Here is an 11,882-nt window from a genome sequence, read left to right on the forward strand (position 1 = left end):
GGTGGAGGTTCCGCCGGCAAACCGCCGGCCTGGGCCAGCCGGATGCAGCGCAACAACCGGATCAAGGGCGGGGCTGAGGCGGCCGCGCAGGCGATCAAGGGCGGCGACCGGCCCAGCGGCGGTCACGACGTCGACCTCTCGGAAGGAGAATAGCCATGTTCCGCCGCCCCAATGTGCGTTTCGGCCGGACGCCGGAGCCCGAGACGCCCTATCACAAAGCCGGACAGGTCTGGGACGACCGCATCGGCTCGGCCCGCGTCCAGGCCCGGAACTGGCGGCTGGCCTTCTTCGGCTGTCTCGCTTTGAGCGGCGGCCTGGCCGCCGGGCTGGTCTGGCAGTCGCTGCGCGGCACCGTCACCCCCTGGGTGGTGCAGATCGACCATCTCGGCCAGGCGCAGGCCGTGGGGCCAGCGACGACCGCCTATCGGCCGACCGATCCGCAGATCGCCTGGTATCTGGCCCGCTTCATCTCCGAGGTGCGCGGCATCCCGGCCGATCCGGTGGTGCTGCGGCAGAACTGACTCGACGCCTATAACTACGTCACCGACCGCGGGGCGCTGGCCCTGAACGATTATGCCCGCACCAGCGATCCGTTCAGCCGGATCGGCAAGATGCAGGTGGCGATCGAGATCGCCAGCGTCATCCGCGCTTCCGACGACAGTTTCCGGGTGGAATGGGTCGAGCGTCGCTATGTCGACGGCGCATTGGCGGCGACCGAGCGCTGGAGTGCGATCCTGACCATCGCAGTCCACACCCCGACCGATGCCGAACGGCTGCGCAAGAACCCGCTTGGCATCTACATCCACGCTCTCAACTGGTCCAGGGAACTCGGCTGATGCGCACCCTCAACACCATCGCGCCGTTCATGATCCTGCTGGTGCCGCTGGCGGCCTGCTCTTCGTGGAAGCCGCCTTCCATCCGGTACGACGATACGCCCCGGCAGGCGGTTCTCGCCCCAGAGCCGCCGAAACCGGTGCAGGTGGTGGCACTGCCGGAGCCGTTGCCGCTGCCGGGGCAGCTCAAGCCGATCCCAACCCGGCATGCGGTGCCGGACCCGACGGATCCGCACCAGCGGGTCGAGCGCGCCAACAGTGCGGCGCGGATCCAACCGACGCGGGCCGGCTATCTCAATGCGATCCAGGTCTATCCGTTTTCCGAGGGGGCGCTCTATCAGCTCTATGCGGCGCCGGGCGAAATCACGGATATCGCGCTGCAGCCGGGCGAGAAGCTGGTCGGTTTCGGCCCGGTCGCCGTCGGCGATACCGTGCGCTGGATTATCGGCGACACCGAGAGCGGGGCAGGGGTGTCGAAACGGATTCACATCCTGCTCAAGCCGACCCGTCCGGACCTGACGACCAACCTGGTCATCAATACCGACCGGCGCACCTATCATCTGGAACTACGTTCCGATGAGCGGACCTACATGGCGTCGGTGTCGTGGGATTATCCGCAGGACCAGATCGTTGCCCTGCGCGGCCAGGATCGTGAAGCGGACCTTGGCAATCCGATCGCGACCGGCGTCGATCTCGATGCGCTGAATTTCCGCTACCGGATCGAGGGCGCCGAGGCGCCGTGGCGGCCGTTGCGGGCTTTCGATGACGGGCGGCAGGTGTTCATCGAGTTTCCGACCGGGATCTCTCAAGGGGAAATGCCGCCGCTCTGGGTGATCGGCCCGCAGGGCGACGGGCAATTAGTGAATTACCGGGTGCGCGGCAACCGCATGATCGTCGATCGCCTGTTCGCCGCTGCCGAACTGCGGCTGGGAGCGAAGCACCAGCAGGTAGTGCGGATCGTCCGCACTGACGGGTCGCGGCGGTCATGAACGACAGCGCCGGAAGTGGCGGCACCGAAACGCCAGGGGCCGCTGTCAGGCCATCTGGAGAGATGCGGCTGCGGACGACGCGGCCGCCGGTCACGCGGCTGTCGCGCAAGGTGATCCTGTGCCTGTCGGTCATCGCCCTGGGCGGCGTCGGCGGCGCGCTCTATCTGGCGTTGAGGCCGGTGCCACCGAAGAGCAATGCCGAGCTTTATAATGTCGGCGGCCGCACCACGCCGGACGGGCTGGCGAACCTGCCGGGCGACTATAGCCATCCGCCGCGCCTCGGACAGCCGCTGCCTGGCGATCTCGGTCGGCCGTTGCTCAAGGCGGGCGTGGGTGCCCCCGGCATGGCGACACCGGCCGCACCCGCTGATCCGGAAAAGCAGCGCGTCGCTCAGGAGCAGGAAGCCGCGCGGGTCAGCCATCTGTTCACCCAGACGCAGATGGGACGGGATATCGCGACGCCGGCGACACCCGGTATGACTGCAGTCCAGTCCAGCGGCGCTCCTGCCGATCGCAAGCAGGCATTCCTCGACGGCCCGGTCGATCACCGCACCGTCAGCGCCGAGCGTCTGGTGCCTGCGCCCAGCCCTTACGTGCTCCAGGCGGGCTCGATCATACCCGGTGCGCTGATCACCGGTATCCGTTCGGACCTGCCGGGCGAGGTCACCGCCCAGGTGACGGAAAACGTCTATGACTCTCCGACCGGGAAAATCCTGCTGATTCCGCAGGGGGCGAAGCTGATCGGCCGCTATGATTCCCAGATCGCCTATGGCCAGACCCGCGTGCTGCTGGTCTGGACCCGGCTGATGCGCGGTGCCGGAGATTCGATCGTGCTGGAGAACGAACCGGCTGCGGATGCGGCCGGCTATGCCGGGTTGCAGGATCAGACCGATAATCATTGGGGCGAGGTCTTCAAGGCTGCCCTGGTCTCGACCATCCTCAGCGTCGGCTCCGAGGCCGATATCAGCGGCGGCAACGGCATTGCCCAGGCCCTGCGGACCGGCGGCTCGCAGGGCTTCAACCAGATCGGCGAACAGATCGTCGGGCGCTCGCTGAATATCCAGCCCACCAACATCATCCGGCCGGGCTTTCCGGTGCGGGTGATGGTGCATCGTGACCTGGTTCTCACCCCCTACGGACAGGAGGTTTCCCGATGACGAAACTCAGGCTCGGGCCGATCGCGAATGACAAGCCGGTGCGTCTGACCATTGAGCTACCCGCCGCTGTGCATCGAGATCTTATTGAATACGCGCGCCTTCTCTCACGAGAGAGCGGGCAGGACGAGATAATGCCTGCTAAGCTTGTCGTGCCGATGCTCGCGCGCTTTATGGAGACGGATCGGGGTTTCCGAAAGCAACGCCGGAAGGCGGGGTTCGGCGGTAGAGCTCCGTCCGATCCCGTATGAAGGCGACGAATTTGCCCATCACGGGATCTTCGGAGTCCGGTCGCCATGTCAGGCTAACGTCGACATACGCGTTCTCCTCGACGATCGGCACAAACACTAGGCCGGGTAGATTTAGGGTAGAATAAGCCCCGCTGAGATCGTGATGCAGTAGCCTATGCGCACGAAGGCAAGTACGGTCAGGCTATCCGCCTCGAACACACGTATGCTTGTGCCAGGCAGCCGTGCAGCGAAGAACTCACGACAGGCCTCGCCCTTTTCCGCCGCCCATAGAAGCAGGATCTCGGTTTGCAGGTTTCGCCAACGCAAATCCCATTGGCTGGCCAGACGGTGACTGGTCGGCACTACTGCCATAAGGGGTTCGGAAAAGACGAGAGAGCCAGTTTCATAATTATGGAGCAGAAATCCGGCACCAGAGCTGCGTCGATCTGACAATCAGTTAGTGCCGCATGGAGACTACGGTCGCCCGATTCATAGGGCGTCACGCAGACGCCCGGATGGGCCGCGCGCCATTCCAATAGCAGTTTCGTCAGAAAGCTATTAAATGGCGGTAGGTAAAAACCTAGACGAATTTCCCCGGCCTCACCGGTATTACTTCGCTCGAGCGTCTCCTTCATCGCATTTGTCTCATTCAAGACACGACGAATGTGGCGCATCGCTTGGCGTCCCGATGCTGTGGCGTGGATTCCGGTCGGGCTTCGCTCAACCAGTGTTACCGCCAGCTTATCCTCAAGGCGACTGACTGCCTGGCTGAGAGTCGATACTAGAGCACGTCCACGTTATTCCGGTTCATAGCCTGCGGCGGTGAAAAAGTTGGCACATTCGTCCGGAGTGAAATCATCCAGGACCGATCCGGCGGCGTCCCATAGCGCTGTGACGGTTCTTGCTGCCTTGGCGCGTAAGAGGGCCTTGAACTTGGCGAATGCCATTTCGATCGGGTTGAAATCGGGACTATAGGGAGGCAGGAACATCATACATGCCCCCACTCGTTCGATGGCCTTTCGCGCTCCCGGAACCCTGTGAGCGGGCAGATTGTCCAGCACAACGATATCGCCCGGGCTGAGCGTCGGCACGAGAACATGCTCGACATAGGCCTGAAAAATCTCGCCGTTCATGGCGCCATCATGCACGAAGGGTGCAGTCATACCCGTGAGGCGCAAGCCGGCGGTGAAAGTCGTGGTTTTCCAATGGCCATGAGGAACGCCAGCCCGACAGCGTTCTCCGCGTAAAGCGCGACCACGCAGGCGTGCCATCTTCGTGGAGAGGCTGGTTTCGTCGATGAAGACCAGGCGGTACGGATCGAGGTCAGGCTGGCCGTCGAACCAGTCCTGCCGACGTATCAGCACATCGTCGCGCTCCGGCTCCAATGCCTGTGCGGTCTTTTTTTTGAATGTCCACCCCCGCTGCCACAGCCATCGGCTGAGCATGCTTCGACCGATCCCGACGGACTGCTCACCCTTCAGGCGCGCGACCATCTCTTTGAGAGTGATGTCCTTTTGCGCTTCGATCATGCCAACAATAAAGGCTTCATGCCCGTCCAGCCTCGAACCGCGGGGCTTGCCCTGGCGGCGCGCCGCCCGTTCGCCGCTTTCACGTTCGCGCCGAAGCCACCGGATCGCCGTGGAAATCCCGATCCCGAACCGCTTCGCTACTGAACGGGCTGACCCGCCCGCTGCGCCGGCTTCCAGAACGCGCACCCGAAGATCGTCACTCAATGCTCGCGCCATCACCATCTCCATCAATGAAAACGGTGAATCACAATCCACGCTCCGCGTCATCCCCACGATTCATAGTTCAGTGGACGCGCTCTAGCATCTGCAAGGATTGCGCGGCCTTCCCGAAACTTCCGGCTTCGAGCACGGAAAAAAATAGCGCAGTTCCGCGAGATGCATGAGGTGGCCTGCTTTATTGTATAATTTCTACAGCGTTTAATCTTTGTGCTTATGAATTATTGGATATTGTTCGATGGTTGTTGATGTTACGAAAAACTATCGGTCCCTATTGCGCGCGTTCCATCCTTTCGGTGAGCTTGCACTGCGGCGAATATCGCGACGATGGTTGCGATCGCAGCAACAAAAAATGTGGCTGGATAGTTAAAATGACTTGCGACGGTGCCTGCGATCGGTCCCGTAATGCCCAGCCCAATATCGACGAACGCCACATAGGCGCCCATGGCCGCGCCACGGTTTTGTGGAGGAACATACCGTACCGCGTCGACACCCAACGCGGGGAAAGTAAGTGAATATCCGGCCCCGAGAAGTGCGGATCCCGCTAAGGCCGCGACCGGGTTCGGCGCCAGCCATAAGGCGATCAACCCCTGTCCCTGGATCGGGATCGTGACCATTGCGACTTTCTGGCCACCAAGCTGATCCGGCAGGCCGCCGAAAAACAAGCGTGCCGCGACATATGCGATACCGAAAGCGGTTAGCCCGTAAGGTGCGCCGGACCAGCCTTGAGCCGCGTAATCCAGACCGAGAAAAGCAAAAAGCGTGCCGAAGCCGACAGTACTCAGGGCAAGGGCCATACCATGCCGCCAGATCAGACCGACCACTTTATGGAAAGCTAGTCGTCGTCCTCCGTTCGGCGCAATCGATGCCTTTCGCAGCCCCACCGTTAGAGCGAAAAGCGGCAAAACGGAAGCCGTAGCGGCAACTGCCATAAAACCGTACTTGTTCATGATCGCGGCCCCAATGGGGGCACCAGCCCCGATGGCGCCGAACATGGCAATTCCAACCCAGACCATCGCGCGACCGGTATGGCGCGGACCGACGGTTCCGATGCACCAAGACAAAGCACCAGTAATCAGGAGGCTCTCCCCCAATCCCAGCATTGCACGCCCGGCCAGAAGAGCGACAAGGCTCCATATATGCATGGCGTTGATTATGCCCGATATGCCATACCCGAGCCCGGCCAAAGCGCATCCCACAGTGCCAACGATAACCGCATTCTTCGCGCCGCGCGTGTCCGTGATGAGACCCGCGAATTGGCGTGTAAGCAATGTTCCTATGGATTGGGTGGCGATAACCCAACCGACGACTGTCGGACCAAAATCCAATGTCTCGTGAATATAGCCGGGAAGGACCGCCAACGGCATGCCGACACTCAAGTAGCCTAGAAAAACAAGCAGCGCGAACGGCAACAGCCGCTGTGTAGCTTGGCTGCCCGATAGGGGCGTGATGTTACTCGTCGCCGTTGATGTGGTGGATGACACACGGTATCTCCGTCATGGTCTGCTAAGAGCAGGTTTCGTAACGACCCTGTTCCCGCAATAGAATCGAGGATGGCTGCCAGACAGACACTGCGTTATCTGCGATCACGCGATAATTGAAATTATCTGATTTTATTGTTTTGTATTTTGCAATACGCCTGCTTGCTGCTGGTGTCTTCGGCGCAGATCTCTCGAACACAGGCGCGCAGCCATTGATGTGTTGCATCGGCTTGGAACCTTGGGTGCCAGGCTTGCGAGATGATGAGCAATCCGGTTTCGACCGGGAGCGGGAAGGAGACCATGTCCTGTCGCGCTACTTCCGTCAGTCGATCAGGAACGACTGCCACAAGTTCAGATTGGCGTGCGAATAATAAGGCATCCGAAAAAGTGGGCACGATCGTTACGACATTTCGTGATAGATTGAGGCTACCCAGCGCCTGATCTACCGGACCATGCATTCGACCGCGGCGGGACGCAGAAATATGCCGCTGACGAGAGAAACGGGCAGACGTAATACGACCACTTGAAAGCGGATGCCCAGGCCGCACGACGCCGACAAATCGGTCTGACAGAATAGTTTGCGTCATGATTTCCGGGCCGGTATGGCTAATTGCTCCAATATCCAAGTCAACTTGCCCTTCCCGCAGATCGTCGACACTCTCGTCCCTTTGCGGTACGAAACGAAGTCGGACTTTTGGCGCAAGAGTTGTGAGATGGCCGGCGAGACGCGGCCCGAAGGAGCCGATAAAACTATCCGTTGCACGTAGGGTAAAGGTTCGATCGAGACGATCGAGATCCAGATCCCCGGCATTACCCAGAATGCTCCGCGCGCGGGCGACCAATTCCCGTACCGGCAGACGCATGGCTTCGGCTCTCGGCGTGGGGACGAGGCTCCGGCCAGCGCGCACGAAAATTGGATCGCCAGTCAGATCGCGGATATGGCCGAGGATACGGCTCATCGCGGGTGTGCTGAGATTCATGCGTGCGGCGGCACGCGCGACACTGCCTTCGGTCAGCAGGAGATCGAGTGCGGCAAGAAGGGAGAGGTCTTTGGGATGCATGGCGTGCAACGATCTCATGGAGAGTTGCATCATATTTCTCACCTGCTCTCATATGAAGTCACTTTCTTTCACGGCTTTGAGACACACCTGGTCAATCTTCCTTCTGTCGTCGTTCCAGGTACAAACGTCGAATTTAGTCACTTACTTTGTGTCCCTTCTGGCGAGGAAGATTTGAGCGGATGAGTTGGCAATACACGAGTTTTTGCAGTCATATGTTTTTCGAATTGTGTTTCCAAAACTAAAAAATATTAAACACATGATAAATATTGACTATTTCGGTGTGTAGATAACGAACGTAAGAGGAATCTATTTCCTAGAAAATAAACAGAACAAATAATACTACTTCGCAACGGGTGAATCTCTTTCGCGTTCAATTGATGCTTGGCGTCTCAGTTCACCCAACACCGCATCGAGAATGCCTGGGTAGGCTTTCTCCAGTTCCTCACGCCTGAGACACGCATAATGATCGCGTCCTGACATACGGGACAGCAGGACGCCAGTCTCGCGCAGCACCCGAAAATGGTGGGAAGCGCCGGATTTGCTGATGCCTATCTCATGATAGATTGCAGCGCAGGGCGTCTCCCCATTCCGGTCGAGAATCCCGATGATGCGCAGGCGCAGTGGATCGGTGAAAGCCGTCATCAGGGTCGGGAGGTCGACATCGCTCGGGTCTATGTGGCGGCGTTCACGCATGACACGACGATACAACGATTCTTGAACGGAGGCACCGCTGACAATGGTACAAGGGTTGTTATACCATCATACTATGATCGACCCAAGAATCCTCCTTCTGGCATTCGGCACGTTCGCGATCGGGACGGAGGGATACGCGATCGCTGGGCTCCTGCCGATGATTTCAGCGGACCTCCACGTGTCCGTAGCGGCATGTGGGCAGTTAGTGACCATTTTTGCCCTTTCTTATGCCTTGGGTGGTCCGGTTCTTGTCGCCTGGCTGGATTCCTTCCCACGCAAGCGCCTCATTATCCTTGCGCTCGTTGGATTCTCTCTGGCGAATCTATTGGCAGCCTTCGCGCAATCCTGGTGGTTCCTGGCGTTGGCGCGCGTATTGGCCGCACTGACTGCCGCACTGTTCATGGCGCCGGCGAGTGCTGCGGCGGTGGCGCTGTCGCCACCCGAAAAGAGAGGCCATGCCCTTTCGATCACCGCGACCGGTAATGCGCTGGCACTGGCCATGGGCGCACCTTTAGGGACAATAGCCGGCACCGTATGGGGATGGCAGGGGGCGTTCATGCTCGTAGCTTCATTGGGAGGAGCGGCAGCCGTCGGCATCGGGCTGATGCTTCCATCCGTACCGCCGGCGCCAATCGTCCCATTTCAGACACGCTTTGCCCTTCTGCGGCAATCGTCTGTCCGGCGAGGACTGGCCGTATCGTTTGGGCTTTTCGTCTGTGCGTTGACCGCCTATACGTATCTGACCCCGCTGGCCCATCAGGCGGCCGGTATGGATTCCAGATGGGTCGCGGCGTTAATGGCCGTGTTCGGCGCAGTCGCAACTGTAGCGGGCGTTGCCGCTGGATCGATGATCAACCGCTATGGATCTCGGCGCATCCTTTTCATTTCGATCGGGATCATGGTTGGCCTGTTTAGTTTGATGGGAGGCCTCGCCACCCTGCACCATTCTGGACGCGCCGAAACGGCGGTCATGATCCTGTTGGCGGCTTTATGGGGCGGTGCTTGGTGGAGCGGCGGTATCGCACAACAGCATAGAATGACGGATATGGCTCCAGGCCAACACGCCGCCATTCTTGCGCTGCACTATTCGATGCAGTTCTTTGGCATCTCCGTTGGCGGGGCCTTGGGTGGGCTCATTTTGGCTTTCATGGGAATCCCTGACGTGGCTTTCGGTGCGGCCGTAACCGGAATGATCACATTGATTGGACTGTGAGCACCCGCTCTGAGCAACCGTCTATTTCTCATCATTCAGTGTACAGGATTGGATACAACTGCTCGATTATGATGATAAATTCCCTTACCGCGTAATTCGAGAAAATTGGCTTCCGCCAAATCTCCCGGCGACTCAAACCACTTGACCAGAGCTGGGTCACCTTCTCTGTTCGTAGACAGTGAGATTGAGATTGGTCAGATCGAGAATCGGCGTGGCAATCTGATGCGCGCGGGCACGCTTCACGAGGTCGCCAATGATCTGCGTCGCCTCGATGGGAGCGCCTTGGGACAGATCACGGAACATGGACGATGTCAGGGAGGATTCCTTTGCAGTCAGCAGCCGGACGATACCGCCCAGGGTCTCCTCGGTGAGCGGATATCCCGCCGCCGCGGCAATAGAAGCGCATTCACCGATCGTCGCCCGCGCGAATTCCTCACCCGCGGGCGCGCTGGCCACTTCCCCCACGGTGGCCCGCATCAGGCAACATACGGTGCCCAGCGATGCCAGCAGAGCCCATTTGTTCCACATCTCCTGAATGATGTTGTCCGACAATACAGTCTCGAAGCCAGGACCGGAGAGAGCGTCCTTGAGGTTCCGGATCGAGGAGTCGTCGCCAGCGGATCGCGGGCCAAAGGTCAGTTTGGGGAGTGATCCCACTTGAACGACCTGTCCTTCAGAATCCAACTTGCTGACGATGAAACACGTCCCACCCAGGACCTTCGGATCTCCGAAATGCTCTGCCAGCACATCGAGATGCCGCATGCCATTGAGAAGGGGTATGATGCGCGTGTCCGGGCCGACGGCGGCAGCGAAATCGTCCATCGCGGACGCGAGGGAGTATGCCTTTACGCTGAGAAGAATGACGTCATAAGGGCCATCGATGCCGTTGGATGTCACCATTTTCGGCGCGAGGCTGGCGTCCCCCAACGGACTGATTAGCCGCAGCCCATCCGTGCGCAGCTGCCGCAACCGGTTGGGCCGCACCAGGAACGTGACGTCATGTCCCGCCGTCGCCATTCGGGCCCCAAAATATCCCCCAACCGCACCTGCGCCGACGATCAGGACTTTTGGACTCATGGTGTCATTCCTTGTTCCGGGACTGCCGCGCCGCGAGGCCGGCGACGCAAGTTTCGCCGTTGATACCATCAATGCGCTCTGGTCATGAACAGGGACATTGGAATGGGGAAGTCGCGGCGAGAGGGGGCGTGTGGGAATGGGATGCAGCGCGCCCCCGGACGAAGGCGACGAACTTTCCGATCACCGGATCTTCGCTTTCTGGGCGCCACGCCAGACTGACAGGCAGACAGGCCGTGCCTTCATCGATGGGCACGAATACCAACTCGGGAAACTTCAAGGCGGAATAGGCCTGGGCGGTAATCGTGATACCATATCCCGCACGCACGAAGGCGAGTACGCTCAGGATGCTGGCCTCAAGGATACGTAGGCGAGCACCAGGCAGCCGAGCCATATAGAAATCCCGGCAGATGGCCCCCTTGCCCGAGGCACCGAGCAGAAGGATCTCGTTCTCCAGACTCGCCCAATGCAGCATATTGTGGCCAACCAGGTGGTGACCGGCTGGTAGCACGGCCATCAGAGGCTCGGCATAGACTGGTAGGGCCGTTTCGTGATTCTGCAGCAGGCAGTCCGGGATCAGAGCGACGTCGACCCGGCAACCCGCCAGGGCCGCGTGAAGGCTTTCTTCGCCAAATTCACAGGGTGCAACGGTGACGCCCGGATGGGCCGTGTGCCATTCGAGCAGCAGGGCCATCAGAACAGGACTGATCGGCGGAAGATGCAGGCCCAGGCGGATCTCGCCCGTCTCTCCGACACTGCCGCGAGCCAGTGTGTCCTCCATTGCATGCGTTTCATGCAGCACACGGCGGATATAGCGTGTCGCCAGTCGTCCCGACGCGGTGGTTCGGATTCCGGCCGGCGTCCGCTCCAGGAGCGTCACGCCCAATCTGTCCTCCAGCCGGCTGATCGCACGGCTGAGTGTCGATACCTGGAGGTGCAAGGACTGGGCGGCCCGACCGAAACTTCCGGCTTCGATAACCGTCAGCAGATAACGCAGTTCGGTCAGATGCATGCGTCCGGTCACCGTTGGCTATGAGTAATGCCTCGCCTCCCTCATTACGGCGCGACGTCAGTCGCGCTCAGGGGCCAGATGCACCTCGAAGCCGCGCGTACCCGGCGGCGCCAGTCCGGGCAGCAGTTCCATGGTCGGGATCTGATAGTCGCCGTAATTCTGCTTGCGATAAGGAATCGGCGCGATCGTTTCCAGGGTCTTCATCCGCTCGCGCAATTGTTCCGCGAGAAGCGTGAATTTCGGCTTGTCCATCCGATCGACACGATAGGCCACGAAGGGCGGCAGAACGGTGAAGCCGGGATAGAAAAGGATCCCATGATTGATCGGGAACAGCAGATCGTCGATCGGGCCGTTGATCCCGCGGTCCGAATAATGTTCGGGCCACCCGCCTGCGGTG

13 protein-coding genes and 1 pseudogene are annotated in these 11,882 nt (G+C 60.1%); 5 read left to right on the forward strand and 9 right to left on the reverse strand.

Features of this window, described 5'->3' with window-relative positions:
• Positions 1–155: 155 nt before the first annotated feature.
• The 4 genes and pseudogenes from trbF to HUK82_RS10955 all read left to right on the forward strand — a co-directional run bounded on the left by trbF (position 156) and on the right by HUK82_RS10955 (position 3,227).
• A pseudogene (trbF, locus tag HUK82_RS10940) lies at positions 156–836 on the forward strand (conjugal transfer protein TrbF).
• Positions 836–1,822 (forward strand): P-type conjugative transfer protein TrbG, encoded by a 987-nt coding sequence (gene trbG, locus HUK82_RS10945; protein WP_176613989.1) that lies wholly within the window; start codon positions 836–838, stop codon positions 1,820–1,822. The pseudogene trbF and the gene trbG overlap by 1 nt, the downstream one beginning before the upstream one ends.
• Entirely contained in the window at positions 1,819–2,979 is a 1,161-nt protein-coding gene (locus HUK82_RS10950; RefSeq protein ID WP_176613990.1) for a TrbI/VirB10 family protein, read from the forward strand. The genes trbG and HUK82_RS10950 overlap by 4 nt, the downstream gene beginning before the upstream one ends.
• Complete coding sequence (locus HUK82_RS10955) at positions 2,976–3,227, forward strand: DUF2274 domain-containing protein (RefSeq protein ID WP_176613991.1); 252 nt, start codon at positions 2,976–2,978, stop codon at positions 3,225–3,227. The genes HUK82_RS10950 and HUK82_RS10955 overlap by 4 nt, the downstream gene beginning before the upstream one ends.
• A gap of 111 nt (positions 3,228–3,338) precedes the next feature.
• On the opposite strand, the gene HUK82_RS10960 is transcribed toward HUK82_RS10955, so the two are convergent.
• The 6 genes from HUK82_RS10960 to HUK82_RS10985 all read right to left on the reverse strand — a co-directional run bounded on the left by HUK82_RS10960 (position 3,339) and on the right by HUK82_RS10985 (position 8,135).
• Positions 3,339–3,578 carry a hypothetical protein gene (locus HUK82_RS10960; RefSeq protein ID WP_176613992.1) on the reverse strand — a complete coding sequence of 80 codons (240 nt, stop codon included), beginning with the start codon at positions 3,576–3,578 and terminating at the stop codon, positions 3,339–3,341.
• Positions 3,569–3,841 (reverse strand): type 2 periplasmic-binding domain-containing protein, encoded by a 273-nt coding sequence (locus HUK82_RS10965; protein ID WP_176613993.1) that lies wholly within the window; start codon positions 3,839–3,841, stop codon positions 3,569–3,571. The genes HUK82_RS10960 and HUK82_RS10965 overlap by 10 nt, the downstream gene beginning before the upstream one ends.
• Before the next feature lie 162 nt (positions 3,842–4,003).
• Positions 4,004–4,951 carry an IS630 family transposase gene (locus HUK82_RS10970; RefSeq protein WP_176613998.1) on the reverse strand — a complete coding sequence of 316 codons (948 nt, stop codon included), beginning with the start codon at positions 4,949–4,951 and terminating at the stop codon, positions 4,004–4,006.
• 251 nt (positions 4,952–5,202) lie between these two features.
• The gene (locus HUK82_RS10975; RefSeq protein ID WP_176613994.1) at positions 5,203–6,435 is read right to left on the reverse strand and encodes an MFS transporter; all 1,233 of its coding nucleotides are present in this window, start codon (positions 6,433–6,435) and stop codon (positions 5,203–5,205) included.
• Between the two features lie 119 nt (positions 6,436–6,554).
• Positions 6,555–7,526, reverse strand: a complete 972-nt coding sequence (locus HUK82_RS10980; protein WP_012553945.1) for a LysR family transcriptional regulator — start codon at positions 7,524–7,526, stop codon at positions 6,555–6,557.
• Positions 7,527–7,832: 306 nt separating this feature from the next.
• Positions 7,833–8,135, reverse strand: a complete 303-nt coding sequence (locus HUK82_RS10985; protein WP_246495751.1) for an ArsR/SmtB family transcription factor — start codon at positions 8,133–8,135, stop codon at positions 7,833–7,835.
• A 94-nt stretch (positions 8,136–8,229) separates the two neighbouring features.
• On the opposite strand from HUK82_RS10985, the gene HUK82_RS10990 reads away from it, so the two are divergent.
• Entirely contained in the window at positions 8,230–9,399 is a 1,170-nt protein-coding gene (locus HUK82_RS10990; protein WP_012553943.1) for an MFS transporter, read from the forward strand.
• A gap of 156 nt (positions 9,400–9,555) precedes the next feature.
• Here the strand turns inward: HUK82_RS10990 and HUK82_RS10995 are convergent, their stop codons facing one another.
• The 3 genes from HUK82_RS10995 to HUK82_RS11005 form a co-directional block, all read right to left on the reverse strand.
• A complete protein-coding gene (locus HUK82_RS10995) occupies positions 9,556–10,476 on the reverse strand; it encodes a ketopantoate reductase family protein (RefSeq protein WP_012553942.1) in 921 nt (306 codons plus the stop codon).
• Between the two features lie 82 nt (positions 10,477–10,558).
• Positions 10,559–11,485, reverse strand: coding sequence for a LysR family transcriptional regulator (locus HUK82_RS11000; RefSeq protein ID WP_176613996.1), 927 nt, complete (start codon positions 11,483–11,485; stop codon positions 10,559–10,561).
• A 57-nt stretch (positions 11,486–11,542) separates the two neighbouring features.
• Positions 11,543–11,882, reverse strand: a 340-nt coding sequence (locus HUK82_RS11005; RefSeq protein WP_176613997.1) for an NAD(P)H-dependent oxidoreductase, incomplete at its 5' end; no start/stop codon positions are given.

The organism is Ameyamaea chiangmaiensis (assembly GCF_013376175.1).
In the GTDB taxonomy this organism is placed as follows: Bacteria; Pseudomonadota; Alphaproteobacteria; order Acetobacterales; family Acetobacteraceae; genus Ameyamaea; species Ameyamaea chiangmaiensis.